Origin of the sequence: Methylopila jiangsuensis (genome assembly GCF_027922305.1) — a bacterium.
Taxonomy (GTDB): Bacteria; Pseudomonadota; Alphaproteobacteria; order Rhizobiales; family Methylopilaceae; genus Methylopila; species Methylopila jiangsuensis.
The window spans coordinates 1,080,783-1,096,283 of sequence record NZ_BSFK01000005.1; the positions used below are offsets into that span (position 1 = coordinate 1,080,783).

The following is a 15,501-nucleotide window of genomic DNA, read 5'->3' on the forward strand; positions in this document are numbered from 1 at the left end:
ATAGGGTGTCTGATTTGCGGAGGTCAACTGCCGATTGGCGCCCGGACGGCGGCAGCGGCCGGCCGGGCGTTTGACGTGGGCGCGACCGCGCCAGGCGCCGGCCGTCAGGCTTCGGCGAGGACCATTGCGGCGGCCCGGTCGATCCAGAGCCACTCGGGCGTGGGCGTGGACCGGCCGGGGAGGCCGTTCAGCGTGGCGACCAGCGACCAGTAACGATACATCGCCGGCTTGTGGTCGATGAGCTTGCGCCGCAGTTGCGCCATCGTCTCGGGCGTCGGCTCGCGCCGCGTGGCCCGCGCCCACCCCTCCAGATACTCCTTGGCGACCGCTCGGCCTTCCGGGGAGCCCGGCTCCAGGCCGCTTTCGATCGCGGATTTCGCCTTCGGCAGGATGGACGCCTGCACCTGCTGGAACAGCTCGACGTCGAGTCCGATCACGCTGTCTTGCGCGTTGCGTCGCATCCGATCCTTGAAATCCGGAGTCTTGAGCAGCGCGGAGAGTTCGATCCAGGCGTCGAGTTGATCAGGAGACGGATCCTCCGGAAGGTTTGGCGCGCTCATCCGCAGCATCCAACCCTTCCAGGAAGGATCGACGTCGGCGCCGTCCGCCACTTCGTCCAGAAAGGACCGGATGGCCTCCACGCGTTCGGCGTTCGACAGGTTCGTCATGGTCCAGATTCTCCTCAGGTCGTCGGATGTGGGCTCGGACGAGCGCAACGCCGTGCGGATCGCCGACGCGACGCGGCTCTGGGACGCGATCTGCGTCTCGATCTCCGCGAGCCGCAGAGACAGCACGTCCCGGATGGATCGGCGGCGGCCCAGCACTTCGCGGATCGCCTCGAGCCCGAGACCGGCGTCACGAAGGGCGACGATCAGCCCGACCCGGACGAGATCCTCCTCGTCGAACAGGCGATAGCCGGCGTCCGTGCGGTCGATCCGCGGCAGCAGGCCTTTGTCGGCGTAAAACCGCAGCCGCCGCACGGGCACGCCGCTCAGCCGGGAAACCTGTCCGATGGTGTAGGCGCGCGCTGTCATGCGCCCTGTCTAATCCCTCCATCCGATGGAGGGTCAAACCCTTCCCGCCCCACAAATCAACAAATTACCTGCGTATAAATATTTATATTCGACAGACGTAGTGGTGATTGCTAGGAAAGGCGTCATGAGAGCGGCTCGCACGGGCCGTCTTCGACCTCATCCCCCTTTGGCGCACGCGCGCCGCACTGGAGCCTCCCATGGCCGCCTTCACCCGCCGCGCCGCGCTCGCTCTCGGCCTCGCCCTGTCCGCCGCCGCCCTGCCCGCCTCCGCCGCGGAGCCGGACACGATCCTCAACGCCACCTACGACATCGGCCGCGAGCTCTATGTGGACCTGAACAAGGCGTTCGTCGCGGAGTGGAAGGCGAAGACCGGCAAGGACGTCACCGTCAACCAGAGCCACGCCGGCACCTCCAAGCAGGCCCGCTCCATCGTCGAGGGCCTCGACGCCGACACCGTGACCTTCAACCAGGAGCTGGACGTTCAGTTCCTGGCGGACAAGGGCTTCGTGGCGGCCGACTGGAAGTCCAGGTTCCCGAACGACGCCTCGCCCTATTACTCGCTGCCGTCCTTCGTGGTGCGCGCCGGCAACCCGAAGAACGTCAAGAACTGGGACGACCTCGTCCGCGACGACGTGAAGGTGGTGTTCCCGAATCCGAAGACCTCCGGCAACGCCCGCTACACCTATCTCGCGGCCTACGCCTTCGCGCTGAAGACCTATGACGGCGACGAGGCCAAGGCCGACGCCTTCGTGAAGAAGCTGCTGTCCAACGTGCCCGTGTTCGACACCGGCGGCCGCGGCGCCACCACCACCTTCGTGGAGCGCGGCATCGGCGACGTGCTGGTGACGTTCGAGGCCGAGACCGCCGCCGTGAAGAAGGAATACGGGACGGACAAGGTGGACACCGTGACGCCGAAGGTGAGCCTGCTCGCGGACTTCCCCGTGGCGGTGGTCGACAAGGTGGCGGCCAAGCGCGGCAGCGAGGCGCTGGCCAAGGGCTATCTGGAGTGGCTCTACAGCCCCAAGGCGCAGGAGATCATCGCCGCCCACAACAACCGCCCGCGCGACCCGAAGGTGCTGGAGGCGACCAAGGCCCAGTTTCCGGCGGTGGAGCTTCTGAAGGTGGAGGACGTGTTCGGCGGCTGGAAGAAGGCGCAGGAGGTCCACTTCGCCTCCGGCGGGAAGCTCGACACGCTGTTCGTGGCGCGCTGACGCCGGCCGGCGCCGGAGGCGGCCTGAAGGGTCGCGGGCCGGCGCCGTTTGCGTCTATAAGGCGCGTCCGTCTTCGTCGTCCCGGTCGGCCGCAGGGCTGTCCGGGACGACGCGTTTCTCCGATCCCGCCGTCCGAGCCCGCATGCCCCACTCCGTCCTTCCCGGCTTCCGGCTCGCGCTCGCCTGCACGCTGCTCTATCTCGGCGTCATCGTGCTGCTGCCGCTCGCGGCCCTGCTGTGGCAGGCCTCGGGGCTGGGATTCGCGCGCTTCGTGGCGGTGGTGACGTCCGAGCGCGCGCTCGCCGCGTTCCGGATCACCGTGCTGTGCGCCGCCGGCGCCACCGTGTTCAACGCGGTCTACGGCCTCGCGCTGGCCTGGGTGCTGGCGCGCTACGAGTTTCCGGGCAAGCGCCTGCTGGACGCGCTGGTGGACGTGCCCTTCGCGCTGCCGACGGCGGTGGCGGGCGTGGCGCTGACCGCCCTGTTCGCCAGGAACGGCTGGTACGGCGCCCTGCTGGACCCGCTCGGGATCACGGTGGCCTACACGCCGCTCGGCATCATGGCGGCGATGTCCTTCACCTCCATCCCCTTCGTCACCCGCTCGGTGCAGCCGGTGCTGGAGGACCTGTCGACGGAGGTGGAGGAGGCGGCGGAGACGCTGGGCGCCGGGCACTGGCGCATCTTCGTCAGCGTGGTGTTCCCGGCCCTGTTCCCGGCGTTCCTCGCCGGCTGCAGCCTCGCCTTCGCCCGCTCGCTGGGCGAGTTCGGCGCGGTGATCTTCATCGCCGGCAACCAGCCGTTCCGCACCGAGATCGCGGCGCTGCTCACCTTCATCCGGCTGGAGGAGTACGACTACCAGGCCGCCGCCGCCATCGCGACGGTGATGCTGGCCGCCGCCTTCCTCATGCTGCTGGTGACCAACGCCATCCAGCTCTGGAGCCTGCGCCACCAGAGGGCCGGACGGTGAGCGCCGCGCGCCGCCGCCGGGGCGTGGGCGACGCCGCCCTGTTCCGCATCCCGCTGATCCTGATCGTCGCCGCCATCGCGGGGATCATCATCGTCGGACCTCTGGCGGTGGTGTTCTCCGAAGCGCTGAAGCTGGGCTTCGGGACGTATCTGTCCAACCTCGCGACCCCGGACACCCGGCACGCCATCTGGCTCACCGTCGCCACCGCCCTCGTCGCGGTGCCCATCAACACCGCCTTCGGCGTCGCCGCCGCCTGGGCGATCGCCAAATTCGAGTTCCGGGGCAAGGGCCTGCTCACCGCGCTGGTGGAGCTGCCGTTCTCGATCTCGCCGATCGTGGCGGGCGTCGCCTATCTGTTCGTCTACGGCGCGCAGGGCTGGTTCGGCCCGCTGCTTGAGGCCTGGGGCGTCAAGATCATGTTCGCCTATCCGGCGATCGTGCTGGCGAGCCTGTTCGTGACCGCCCCCTTCGTCGCCCGCGAGGTGCTGCCGCTGATGCAGGCGCAAGGCTCGTCGGAGGAGGAGGCGGCGCTGTCGCTGGGCGCCTCCGGCTGGCGCACGCTGTTCAGCGTCACGCTGCCCAACATCCGCTGGGCGCTGCTCTACGGGGTCGCGCTCACCAACGCCCGCGTCATGGGCGAGTTCGGCGCGGTGTCCGTGGTCTCGGGCTCGATCCGCGGCGTCACCAACACCCTGCCGCTGCAGATCGAGCTGCTCTATCAGGACTACAACGCCGCCGGCGCCTTCGCCGCCGCCACCGTGCTGGTGGGCATCGCGCTGCTCACCATCGTGGCCAAGCTCGCGGTGGAGCGGTTCGGCGCGCGCGATTAGGTAGGCGCGGCGCATCCCGCCAGCGGCCTCCGGTCTTCAGGCTGGGGAGGATGCCGGAAGTCGCCCTGCGATCATCGACCCGGGGCTTGCCCGGCTGGTTCTTCGGAAGGTGCGGCTCGAGCCGCGACCAGGCCTCGTCCGACGACCAGAACAGATCGCGCATGACGCCTTCCATCCCCAGACGTCAACGCCAGATCGAATCAGCCAAATGCGTCAGCTATTTGATTGGATCCCGAAGGTCGGGCCAAAGCGGTCTGGGGCCGCACATGCGGCGATCGCTTTCGCCGTGTCCCCCGTTCGGAAAAAGACGCCGTCCAAGCCGGCGGGTCGCCCTCACGGCTGCGGCGAGATCGAAGCCGCCCGCGCCGGCGCTAACACCTTAAAGCAGTTCTAAAATACTGATCTTGCTATATTTTCCGCCTTTGATCAGAGTGCGCGCTTCCGCTGGCCCAGAAACGATCTCGAACGGCGCGTCGCGGAAGCGCAAGCCGCGGTGCCGAATGTCGACGACCTCCCTTAACGCGATCTATCTCAGCCGCAAGGCCTTGCTGATCGGGACCGTGTTCCGCGTCGTGCGCGACGCGCAGACGGCTGAGGACATCGCGCAGGAAAGCTATCTGCGCGTCGCACGGGCGATTCGCGAAAACCCCGTCGATCACATCCAGGCCTTCCTGTTCCAGACCGCGCGCAATCTGGCGCTGGACCATGTGCGCCGGCAGACCGCCCGCCGCACCGTGGAGACGGCGCTGGACGAGGCCGAAGCCGATCGGGTCCCGTCGCTCGCGCCTTCGGCGGAGCAGGCGCTGATGGACCGCGAGAAGCTTGAGGCGCTGGAGCGGGCTCTCGGCCGGCTGCCGGCGCGGGCGCGCCGCGTCTTCGCGCTGAGCCGCGTCGAGGGCTGGTCCTATCCGCGCATCGCCGAGGCCCTGGGGATCTCGCCAAACACGGTCTACAACGACATGAAGCTCGCCATGGGCGCCTGCGTAGAAGCCGTCCAGCGGCTCGAGCGCCGCTAGGGTCCCACGCCCGACGATTGTGACGTTCCGCATCACGCATCGTCTGGACTATAAGCCCGGCACGACAGCGGACGGCGACAGTGGTTCGACAGATCATGGGCGGCGAACATCCCCCGCCCGACCCGGGCGCCGAGGCGCTCGACTGGCTCCTGCGGCTGCAGGCCGAAGGCGACGACCCCGAAGTCGTGCGGGCCTTCAACGCGTGGTGCGCGGCCGATCCGTCGCATGCCGCCGCCTTCGAGACGGTGGCGACGCTCTGGGGCTCGCCGGAGCTTCACGGCGCGGCGCGGCGGCTCGAAGGGCCGGTTCCGCTTCCCCTCCGACGCGGCGTCAGCCGCCGCCTCGTGGTGGCTGCCGCCGCCTCTTTCGCGGCGGTCGCCGCCGTCGGCGCGCTGCGCCTGCCCGACATCCGCATCCGGCTGGACGCCGACCACATCTCGGGAACGGGCGAGCGCCGCCACGTGACGCTGCCGGACGGCTCGGCGATGACGCTCGACGCCGTCTCCGCCGTGGCGCTGAATTTCGCCGACGGCCGGCGCGAGGTGCGCCTTCTGGAAGGCGCGGCCTTCTTCGACGTGCGTCCCGACGCCGCGCGCCCGTTCCGGGTCGAAGCCTCGTTCGGCCGGGTGGAGGTGGCCGGCACGGCGTTCGAGGTGCGGCGCGAGGACGGCGCCGACCACGTCACGCTCGCGCGGGGCAAGGTGCTGGTCGACCGCCTCGCCGCGCCTTTGGACCGGCAGGCGCTCGAACCCGGTCAGAGCGTCGAGGTGACGCGCGACGCCGTCTCCGCGCCGGAGACCGCGGACGTCGCCCGCGCGACGGCGTGGATGAACGGCTGGCTGCGGTTCCGCGACCGGCCGCTCGGCCAGGTCGTCGACCGGCTGCGCGCTTACCGCTCCGGCCGCATCGTGCTCCTCGGCGAGGAACTGGCGCGGACCCGCGTCAGCGGCGACTACCGCCTGGACCAGCCGGAGGTGGCGCTCCGCTCGCTCGCCGCCGCCGCCGGCGCGACCCTCACGGACTTGCCGGGCGGCTTCGCGCTGCTCCGCTGAGGGCGAAAATTTTTTGTGAGACGGCGCCTGTCCGTTCGTCTCAGTCGCATGGAAGGGCTGATCGCGCCGTCGCGCCGGGGCCCTTCGCGATCGGGGAAGACGATGCGGACGGAACGGAAAAACCACGCGCGGACGCGCGGCGTCGTGGGCGGGCTCGCGCTTTCGCTGCTGAGCACCACGGCCCTTGGCCAGACGGCGGGCGTGAAACCTGCGGCCTCGGAAGAACGGTCGATCTCCTTCTTCATTCCCGCCCAGCCGCTCCAGTCCGCGCTCGACGCCTTCGTGCGCGAAACCGGCTGGCAGATCGGCTACCCCGCAGACCTGCCCCGGGGCGCGGTCTCGAAGCCGGTCGCGGGCGTCATGACGCCCGGCGAGGCCCTGAGCCGGATCGTCGAGGGCGCGGGCGTCGACCTGCGCCGGATCGACCCCAAGGCGGTCACGCTGGTCCGGCTCGACCGGACCTCGCAGGTCGAGGACGGCGGCGCGGCGACCGCCCTCGACCCGATCGACGTCGAAGGCCGCGGCGAGAACGCCCGCGGCCCGGTGAACGGGATCGTCGCCAAGCGCACGGCGAGCGCCACCAAGACCGACACGCCGATCCTCGAAGCGCCGCAGTCGATCTCCGTGGTCGGCCGCGCCCAGATGGAGCGGCAGGCGGCGACCAGCGTCACCGAAGTGCTGCGCTACGTGCCGGGCGTGGTGGTCGAGACCTACGGGCCGGACCCGAAGGGCTATGACTGGGTCTACATGCGCGGCTTCAACGCCCAGTCGTCCAGCGACTTCCGCGACGGGCTGCGGCAGTCGTCCCTGAGCTACAGCTTCTTCCGCACCGAGCCTTACGCGCTGGAGCGCGTCGAGGTGCTGCGCGGCCCGTCCTCGGCGCTGTACGGCCAGAGCGACGCCGGCGGCCTGATCAACAAGGTGAGCAAGCGTCCGACCGAAGACGCCCATTACCAGATCGAGGGTCAGGTCGGATCCTACGAGCGCTTCCAGGGCGCGTTCGACATCGGCGGCCCGGTCGACGCGGACGGCAAGCTGCTCTACCGCGTCATCGGCGTGGCGCGGAAGTCCAACACCCAGTTCGACTACCCCACCGGCGACGAGCGCAAGGACGACCGGCTCTATCTCGCGCCGTCCTTCACCTGGAAGCCGAACGACCAGACCAAGCTCACCGTCTATGGCGAGGTGCTGCGCGACCGCTCCGGCGGCAGCGCGCTCTATTCCCGAGCGCCCGGCTCGCGCTGGCTGACGGTCGGCGACCCGAGCTTCGACGGCTTCAAGCAGGACCAGCAGCAGATCGGCTACGAGTTCGAGCACGCCTTCAACGACGTCTGGACCGTGCGGCAGAACGCCCGCTTCGGCCACACCGAGACCAGTCTCGACGTGACGCAGGGCTACTGGGCCTCGGCCTTCGGCGTCATCGCGCGGCGCAACCGCAGCTTCGACGAAGACATGGACGCCTTCGCCTCGGACACGCAGGTCGAGGCCAAGCTCGCGACCGGGCCGGTCAGCCACACCGCGCTGTTCGGCGTCGACAACAACTACGTCAACGCCGACGTCCGGGGCTGGCAGACCGCGTGGGGCTCGACCTTCCTCAACCCCGCCAACCCGGTTTATGGCGTTGACATGCCGGACCCGTGGACGGTCGGACTCCCCTTCCAGAACTATCGGCAGAAGCTGAAGCAGGTCGGCGTCTACGCGCAGGACCAGATGAAGTGGGACAACTGGATCCTCACCCTCGGCGGCCGCTACGACCACATCGACGTCGACACGCAGGACCGGATGCTGGGCAAGGATTACGACCGCAAGGACGGCAAGTTCTCAGGCCGCGTCGGCCTGACCTACGTCACCCCCTTCGGGCTCGCGCCTTACGTGTCGTTCTCGCAGGCGTTCGTGCCGACGCTCGGTCTCGACAGGAACAACCAGCCGATGAAGCCGTCGGCGAGCGAACAGTATGAGGCGGGCGTCAAATTCGAACCCGCAGGCTGGAACGCGCTGTTCACCGCAGCGGTCTTTGACCTGACCAAGTCGAACGCCACCGTCTACACCACGAACGGCGCCGAGGCGATCGGCAAGACCAACTCCCGCGGCGTCGAGCTCGAGGCGAAGGTCAGCCTGACGCAGGGGCTCGACTTCGTCGGCTCCTACGCCTACTCCGACGTGGAGGTGAAGAAGGGCAACTTTCCCGGTAAGCGCCCCATGCTCGTGCCGGCGCACACCGCCTCGGGCTGGCTGAACTACACGTTCCAGGACGGCGCGCTGCAGGGCGTGAGCCTCGGCGGCGGCGCCCGCTTCCTCGGCAAGACCTATGGCGACGCCGCGAACACGGTGAAGGTCGACAGCTGGACGGTGTTCGACGCCGGGCTGAGCTACAAGTGGCGCAACGCCACCTTCGCGCTCAACGCGGTGAACCTGTTCGACAAGAAGTACTTCACCACCTGCGAGGGCGAGACCTCCTGCTACCAGGGCCAGCGCCGCACGGTGATCGGCCGGGTGCGCCTCGATTTCTGAGGCGCTGACACGCCGCGCCACGCTGGCGCTGATCGGCGGCGCGGCTCTGGCCGGATCGCCTGCGCGCGCGGGCGATCCGCGCGTGGCGGCCCTCGCCTGGCTCGGCGCGGAGCACACGCTCGCGCTCGGACTGACGCCGGTCGGCGTCGCCGATGCGGGCTATTACCGGATGCGGATGGCCGCGCCGCCGCTTCCCCCGGCTTCGGCCGACCTCGGGCCGTTCTGGGAGCCGAGCCTCGACCGGCTGATCGCGCTGAAGCCGGACCTGATCCTGATGGATTCCTGGTCCGCGCTCGACCGCGCCACCTTCGAGCGCGTGGCGCCGGTGCTGCCGATCCCGGCCTATCCACGGGACGCATCCGGGTGGAGCTTCGCGGCCGGCCAGTTGAGCGATCTCGGCCGCCGCCTGAACCGGGAGAGCGTCGCCCAGGCCGCGCTCGCCGAGGCGGAGCGCCGCATCGAAGCCTTGCGCGCGCGGGCGCAGGCCGCGGGCGCGCCGCCGGTCTATGTGGCCCTGCTGGCGCAGACCGGGCGCAACGCGACGCTCTATGGCGGCTCCGGCCTCGTGGGCGGCGCTCTCGAGCGCCTTGGCCTGCCCAACGCGTGGCGGGGCCCGTTCTCGCCCTCCGGCTCCGCCGTCGTCGGCCTCGACGCGCTGGCGGGCGAACCCGACGCGGTGGTGCTCGCCATCGACCTCGCCACCACCAGCGGCTCGTTCGCCCGCGCGACCACGGGCAACGCGCTGTGGCGGCTGCTCCCGTCCGTGCGGAAGCGGCGCGTCGCGGCGCTCGGTCGCTTCTACCCCCACGGCGGCCTCGCCTCGCTGCTCGCCTTCGCGGAGCAGGCCGCGACCGCGGTGGAGGCGGCCCGTGGCTAGGGCCTCGATCCGCTGGGCGCCGGCGCTGCTTCTGGCGCTGTTCGCCGTCGTGGGCGTGGCGGCGCTCTTTACGCGCGCCTCCGCCACGCTCCCGGCCTCCCTGTGGCTGACCGCGCTGGCCGGCCCCGCCGCGGACGACGTGCGGCAGGCGGTGTTCGCGCTGTCGCTCGCCCCCCGCGCCGCCGTGGCGCTGATGGCGGGCGCGGCGCTTGGGCTTGGCGGCGCGCTCTGCCAGCAGGCGCTGCGCAATCCGCTGGCGGAGCCGTCCGTGCTCGGCGTCAGCGCCGGCGCCCAGCTCGGGATCGTGTTCGCGACGCTCTACGCGCCGGGGCTCCTGATGTTCGGCGCCGACGTCCCGGCGCTCGTGGGCGCGGCGCTCGCGGTCGGGGTCGCGCTGCTCGTCGCCGCGCGCGCGCGCTCGGCGCCCGTGGCCGTGACGCTGGGCGGCCTGATCTTCGGCCTGTTCTGCGCCAGCCTGACCGCGCTGCTGGTGATCCTGCACCGGGATTATCTGACCGATCTGCTGCTGTGGCAGGCGGGCGCGCTGGACCAGACCGGCTGGAGCGTGGCGGCCGGGCTCGTCCCCCGCCTCGCGCTGGGCGCGCTCGCCGCCGCCCTGCTGGCGCGGCCGCTCGGCCTGCTGGACCTTCCCGACGACAGCGCCCGCAGCGCAGGAGCGCGCGTGGCGACCGTCCGCATCATCGCCTTCGCGCTGGCCGCGGCGCTCGCGGCGAGCGTCACCGCCTCGGTCGGCGTCATCGGCTTCGTCGGGCTCGCGGCGCCTCACATCGCGCGCTTCGCCGGCGCGCGGCGCTTCGCGGGGCGGCTCGTCCTGAGCGCGATCGTGGGCGCCGTCCTGCTGTTCTCCACCGACCAGCTCCTGCAGGCGACGCCGGGCCTGGGCTTCCTTCCCACCGGCGCCATGACGACGCTCGCCGGCGCGCCGCTGCTGCTCTGGTTGATGCGCCGGCTCCAGACCTCGCGCGGGGCGCCGGGCGGGCAGGACGCCGCCACGGCCCGGCGCTCCCCGTTCTGGCTCGTTCCCGCCCTGCCGGTTCTGGCGCTGCTGATGCTGGCGGCCTTGCAGTTCGGCCGGTCCGAGACCGGCTGGGAGTGGCTTCAGCCCGGCGCCGGGCTCGCGTCCGAACTGCGATGGCCGCGCGTGCTGGGGGCGGCCGCCGCCGGCGCGCTGGCCGCCCTGTCGGGCTACGTGCTCCAGACGCTGTTCCGCAATCCTATGGCGAGCCCCGAACTGCTCGGCGTCGCGCAGGGCGCCGGCGTCGGCCTCGTGGCGCTCGCCGTCGCGGCTCCGGCGGCGGGCGGACTTGCGCCGCCGATCGCAGCCGCGCTCGGCGCCGCCGGAGCGCTCGGGCTTCTGGCGCTCGTCACCCGCGGCGGGACCGCGGCGCCGGACCGCGTGCTGCTGGCTGGCGCCGCGCTCGGCGCGCTGCTGGCGGGCCTTGCGACCCTGCTGCTGACGCTCGCCGGCCCGCGGGCGATCGCGCTCCTGAACTGGATGTCAGGCTCCACCTTCCTCGTCACCGGCGCGAGCGCGCGGATCGCGTTCTGCGCCGCGGCGGCGACGCTGCTGCTCTGCGCGCTGGCGCGGCGCGATCTCGCGCTGCTGGCGCTCGGCGACGTCGCCGCCGCCGCGCTCGGCCAGACGCCGGGCCGCGCCCGCGCGCGGCTCCTCGCGCTGGCGGCGCTCGCGGCCGGCGTCTCCACCATGATCGTCGGCCCCTTGAGCTTCATCGGGCTGATCGGCCCCCGCATGGCCCGCCTCGCAGGCTTCGGGGCGGGCGCGGCGGGCGCCCTCGCCTCCGCCGTGATCGGCGCCGCCCTGCTTGTGGGCGCGGACTGGATCGGCCGCAACGCCGCCTATCCCTGGCCCCTGCCCGCCGGCCTGATCGCCGCCCTCATCGGCGCGCCGGCCGCGCTCGCCCTGCTCGTGGGGCGCGGAAGGCGGGCGCCAGGCTGACCCCCAGCCGCCAGGCTCCCGCCGCGCGGAGTGGGCGAGGCCCGCGCTCCGGGCCCGTCGCCGATCCGGCGCGAACCGGGGGCGGGGCGTCGCTCACGCCGTCGGCTCAGCCGCTCTCATGACGAGCGAAAACGGCCAGTTCGGAGGGCTCACGCCGCCGCGCGGCCGCGATGCGGCGGTCTCCGCCGCGCCATCGAAGTCCGTCCGGTGCCAGTTGCTCTTCGTGTGCTTGTAGGACGCGCGGCATCCAGACACGCAGAACCGCAGCGTTTCGTGCAGATCGGCGATCGCCATGTCCCGCCCCAGACGCTCGAGCCGCTTCGGGTCCCCGGCCAGATGCGTCGCCACCATGCGCGTCATCAGGCCCGGTCCGGTCGCCAGCCAGATGGTGTCGCGATCGCCCCGCAGGACGGAGCGGACGGCCTCGTTCAGCGCGGCGCCGATCAACGGATGCCGCGGCCGGACCGCCAGGATGTTGTTCCCGATGGAGCCGAGCTTTTCCTGCCGGGCGACGAACTCGCGCCCGCGCAGGAACGGGTCCAGCGGCGCCACGCAGCGGTCGTCGGCGTCGGCGTAGACGCCGCCCTCCTCGTACAGCACCGCGAGCCGCAGGATGTCCGCCCGGCCGGCGGCCGACAGCGCCAGACGGAACGCGCGCTGCGTGTTCTCGTCGGTCCGCTCGGAAAGATAAAGCCGGGCGGACTGGCGAGAATGGCGGACGTGATCGAACGTGGGATTCTCGGCGATCCAGCTGTCCATCAGATCGCGCACGTCCTCCGGAACGACGTCCTCGTCCCAGTACTGGTGGATGCGCTTGGGAATGCGCCAGTCCGCATCGCGCGCCGCCGACATGTCCAGTCGGCCGTTCTGGCGCAGGTGGATCATGGCCGCCATGGCGACGCCGGTGTGATGACCGAAGGCGCGGATCGCGTCGCTGAAATCGCTCCATCGGCCGGATTCCTGCGCGCCCTTGATGGCCGCCACCGCCTCCCGATCCGCCGCGAGATCGTTGACGATGGCTCCCATCAGCCCCGAGGAGACGTTTCGTTTGACACCGCGCGGCCGCAAAGCCGCCGCGCGCCGCAGCGACGCCCTGGCGTCCGCGACGTTCGCCATCATGATGTCGAGCTGCGCCATGGCGTTGAGTTCGCCCTGCGTCGGGCGATCGAGACAGGCCAGAAGCCGCCGGGCCTCGTCGAGCCGCCACCGCTGACGCAGCCGTCCCGCCTGCAGGACGTCACACTCCCGCTTCAGCGTGGGATGATCGCGCGCAAGCCGTTCGAGGGCCTCGAAGGCGCCGCCGGACGCGCCGCGGAGCCCGTCCTGAAGCGCCGAAAAGCGCATCAGCTTCGCGTCGTCCCCGAACCGAGCGCGGGCCTCGGCCAGAACCCCCGCCGCCTCCCGCGTCAGTCCGAAGCCGATCAGAAGCTCCGCGAACGCCCTTTCCAGATCGGCGTTCGGCTCGCAACACATCCGCCCGCGTCGCAGATGGGCGATGGCCGCACGCATGGACTCGTGGCGCGAGGCGTGCCGCGCCAGATCGAGCCAGCATCTGGGCGAGGTCGCCACGGTTTCGGCGGCGCGCAGGAACAGTTCGCCGGCGTCCTGGACCCGGCCGGCGCGCATGACGCAATGGGCCAGATCCCGGAGCAGCATCGGATCCGAAGCGGCGTCCGACAGCGCCTCCCGATGGAGCGCGATGGCCTCCTCCGTGCGCCCCGAATCCTGCAGCAGACGCGCAAGGCGCGCGATCACGCCCCGATGGGCCGGCTCCAGCGCCAGCGCCCGGCGCAGCGCGCCTTCGGCCTCGCGCATTTCCGCGCTCCGCAGGAGAAGGTCGGCGAGGGTAATCAGGTCCTGAACCGAGGGCGATCGCTCCACCACATGACGCATCACCTCGGCCGCCTCGCGCGCGCGGCCGTGCGCCGCCAGCAGCCGGGCGAGCGAACGGCCGGCGGCGCGCCCGCCATGGTCGGCGTCCCACGCCCGCCGGAACAGCGCTTCGGCCTCCGCCTCGTCCCCTTGCGTCAGCCTGAGTTCGCCAAGGCGTCGCGCCACGTCGCCGTGAGGCTCCCGCGCCATCACCTGACGCAGCGCCAGCACCGCCTCCTCGACCCGGCCGCTGTCCGCCAGCAGCTTCGCCAGCGGCCGGCCCGCCGCCCTGCCGCCCGGCGCCTCGTCCCACGCCTGCCGCAGCAGCGTCTCCGCCTCGGCGGCGTCGCCCCGCTTCAGCCGAAGCTCGCCGAGACGTCGCGCCATGTCGCCATTGGGCTCCCGCGCCATAACCTGCCGCAGAACCGCCTCCGCCTCTTCGATGCGACCGCTGTCGGCGAGCAGCTTCGCCAGCGGCCGCCCCACCGCGCGGCCGCCCGGATCCGCATCCCAGGCCCGGCGCAGCGACAGTTCGGCTCCGCCGTCACGGTTCAACGTCACGTTCGCTCCCGGTCTTGTGCGATGGCGTCGGGTCTCGGGGCGTGGCCCGAACCGTCTGCGATAGGGGTCGCCGCGCCCTGCCCGCATCGTTCTCCGCGCCACGCCGGCGCCACAGGGCTGGCCGTTCGCCCGACGGCGCGCCGCCTTCGCATGCCGCCGGCCGAGGCCCGCTTCACGTCCGCTGGACAGCGTCGACGCAGGCCGCATTGTGGCGCATCGGCGTCGAAATTGTCACAGTTTCATGACCTCGAAAGTGTGGAAAAAACCGAAGCTTTGGATGGTTCGTCTTGCCGCGGAGCTTCCGCACGAAGCGTTATCCGTACGGCGTGCGACGCTTGGGAAAGGTTGGACGGGCGATTGAACCGGTTCGTGGTCGGCGGGCTTCGCCGCCGCCATAACGAGGCTCTATCCACCAACGGACATGTGGCGCGGTCAAGGGCGATCCTGCTTCGGCGGCAGGTGAGCGCCCCGCGCTTCACGACTGGGAAAGACCTTGCGTCACGTCGTGACGCATTCAGATGTTTTGGACTCTTGCGCAGGAAGACGATCGGTGGCGACATTCAATTACAGTTTTGCCGGATTATACAGCCTTGATAATGGCGCCTACACTTACAGTATGTCGGCTAGCCAGAATGATTTCCTGACGGACAACGATGGCTCGGACACCGTGTTCTCGGTCGGGGAGAACCTCGATTTCTCCTCCGGCTCCGCCGGTCTGTTTGAAGGCGTCACGACGATCGGCGACCACGTCTATGTGGTCGTGAGCAACCCGAACGACCCCAGCCAGATCGCTCTCGCGGGCCCCTCGGACCCCGGCGCCGATGGCGGCCCCGGCTGGCCCCAGACCATCGACCCGGCTGACATCAACGCTGCGGACTTCGCCACCTGCTTCGCGGCGGGCGCGCCCATCGCCACCCCGCATGGCGAGCGCGCCGTAGAGACGCTCGCCATCGGCGATCTGATCCTCACCGCGGACGGCCGCGCCGTGCCTGTAAAGTGGGTCGGCCGCCAGACCGTGCATCGCGTCTTCACGCCCGAGTTCGGCTTCCGCCCGGTCCGCATCCGCGCCGGCGCGCTGGATGAGAACGTTCCGCACGCCGACCTTGTCGTCACCTCAGACCACGGCATGCTGATCGACGATCTCGTCGTCCAGGCCGGCGCGCTGGTGAACGACCGCTCCATCACCCGCGTCCCTTACGCGGACCTGCCCGAGCAGGCGACCTATTTCCACATCGAGACCGAGAACCACGAGGCGATCCTCGCCGCCGGCGCTCCGGCCGAGACCTTCGTGGACAACGTCACCCGCCGCCGCTTCGACAATCATGCGGAATACGCCGCCCTCTACGACGTCGAGGCCTACGCCATCGAGGAGATGGACCGGCCGCGGGTAAAGGCCGCCCGCCAGCTCCCCGCAGCGATCCGCGCCCGGCTGGAACGCCGCGCAGACGCGATCGACGGCGCGAGCGCGGCCGAGGCCGCCTGACGCGGACGACCGTCACGCCCGGAACGCGAGGCCCGCCCAGGCCCGCCTTCCGGGCGGTTGGCCCAGCATCGGACACGATCTAAGCTCCTGACCAACATGAGGAGCGCGT

11 protein-coding genes and 1 pseudogene are annotated in these 15,501 nt (G+C 70.9%); 9 read left to right on the forward strand and 3 right to left on the reverse strand.

Annotated elements, in window-relative coordinates:
• Positions 1–104: 104 nt before the first annotated feature.
• Positions 105–1,034 (reverse strand): helix-turn-helix domain-containing protein, encoded by a 930-nt coding sequence (locus PKE85_RS06610; protein WP_271203982.1) that lies wholly within the window; start codon positions 1,032–1,034, stop codon positions 105–107.
• A 197-nt stretch (positions 1,035–1,231) separates the two neighbouring features.
• On the opposite strand from PKE85_RS06610, the gene cysP reads away from it, so the two are divergent.
• From cysP to cysW, 3 genes are all read left to right on the forward strand, one after another.
• A complete protein-coding gene (cysP, locus tag PKE85_RS06615; protein WP_271203983.1) occupies positions 1,232–2,245 on the forward strand; it encodes a thiosulfate ABC transporter substrate-binding protein CysP in 1,014 nt (337 codons plus the stop codon).
• 142 nt (positions 2,246–2,387) lie between these two features.
• On the forward strand, positions 2,388–3,212 hold the full coding sequence (gene cysT / locus PKE85_RS06620) for a sulfate ABC transporter permease subunit CysT (RefSeq protein WP_271203984.1): 825 nt from the start codon (positions 2,388–2,390) through the stop codon (positions 3,210–3,212).
• Entirely contained in the window at positions 3,209–4,042 is an 834-nt protein-coding gene (gene cysW / locus PKE85_RS06625) for a sulfate ABC transporter permease subunit CysW (RefSeq protein ID WP_428981320.1), read from the forward strand. Before cysT ends, cysW begins: the two co-directional genes overlap by 4 nt.
• Here cysW and PKE85_RS06630 read toward each other — a convergent pair.
• Positions 3,999–4,205: pseudogene (locus PKE85_RS06630) on the reverse strand (transposase); the annotation flags it as partial. The gene cysW and the pseudogene PKE85_RS06630 overlap by 44 nt on opposite strands.
• A 337-nt stretch (positions 4,206–4,542) precedes the next feature.
• Between PKE85_RS06630 and PKE85_RS06635 the strand changes: the two are divergent.
• The 5 genes from PKE85_RS06635 to fhuB all read left to right on the forward strand — a co-directional run bounded on the left by PKE85_RS06635 (position 4,543) and on the right by fhuB (position 11,476).
• The gene (locus PKE85_RS06635) at positions 4,543–5,058 is read left to right on the forward strand and encodes an RNA polymerase sigma factor (RefSeq protein ID WP_271203985.1); all 516 of its coding nucleotides are present in this window, start codon (positions 4,543–4,545) and stop codon (positions 5,056–5,058) included.
• 80 nt (positions 5,059–5,138) lie between these two features.
• Complete coding sequence (locus PKE85_RS06640) at positions 5,139–6,110, forward strand: FecR family protein (protein ID WP_271203986.1); 972 nt, start codon at positions 5,139–5,141, stop codon at positions 6,108–6,110.
• Between the two features lie 144 nt (positions 6,111–6,254).
• Complete coding sequence (locus tag PKE85_RS06645; protein ID WP_271203987.1) at positions 6,255–8,621, forward strand: TonB-dependent siderophore receptor; 2,367 nt, start codon at positions 6,255–6,257, stop codon at positions 8,619–8,621.
• Positions 8,622–8,703: 82 nt separating this feature from the next.
• Positions 8,704–9,498 carry an ABC transporter substrate-binding protein gene (locus PKE85_RS06650; protein ID WP_271203988.1) on the forward strand — a complete coding sequence of 265 codons (795 nt, stop codon included), beginning with the start codon at positions 8,704–8,706 and terminating at the stop codon, positions 9,496–9,498.
• On the forward strand, positions 9,491–11,476 hold the full coding sequence (gene fhuB, locus PKE85_RS06655) for a Fe(3+)-hydroxamate ABC transporter permease FhuB (protein ID WP_271203989.1): 1,986 nt from the start codon (positions 9,491–9,493) through the stop codon (positions 11,474–11,476). Before PKE85_RS06650 ends, fhuB begins: the two co-directional genes overlap by 8 nt.
• A gap of 93 nt (positions 11,477–11,569) precedes the next feature.
• Here the strand turns inward: fhuB and PKE85_RS06660 are convergent, their stop codons facing one another.
• Positions 11,570–13,909, reverse strand: a complete 2,340-nt coding sequence (locus PKE85_RS06660) for a tetratricopeptide repeat protein (RefSeq protein ID WP_271203990.1) — start codon at positions 13,907–13,909, stop codon at positions 11,570–11,572.
• 616 nt (positions 13,910–14,525) lie between these two features.
• Here PKE85_RS06660 and PKE85_RS06665 point away from each other — a divergent pair.
• Positions 14,526–15,392, forward strand: coding sequence for a Hint domain-containing protein (locus PKE85_RS06665; protein WP_271203991.1), 867 nt, complete (start codon positions 14,526–14,528; stop codon positions 15,390–15,392).
• The last annotated feature ends 109 nt before the right edge of the window (positions 15,393–15,501 follow it).

What these genes read in the sequence shown, in the direction of transcription:
- PKE85_RS06610 (WP_271203982.1), bottom strand. Translation starts at nt 1,034, where the DNA reads ATGACAGCGCGCGCCTACACCATCGGACAGGTTTCCCGGCTGAGCGGC.
- cysP (WP_271203983.1), top strand. Translation starts at nt 1,232, where the DNA reads ATGGCCGCCTTCACCCGCCGCGCCGCGCTCGCTCTCGGCCTCGCCCTG.
- cysT (WP_271203984.1), top strand. Translation starts at nt 2,388, where the DNA reads ATGCCCCACTCCGTCCTTCCCGGCTTCCGGCTCGCGCTCGCCTGCACG.
- PKE85_RS06635 (WP_271203985.1), top strand. Translation starts at nt 4,543, where the DNA reads ATGTCGACGACCTCCCTTAACGCGATCTATCTCAGCCGCAAGGCCTTG.
- PKE85_RS06665 (WP_271203991.1), top strand. Translation starts at nt 14,526, where the DNA reads ATGTCGGCTAGCCAGAATGATTTCCTGACGGACAACGATGGCTCGGAC.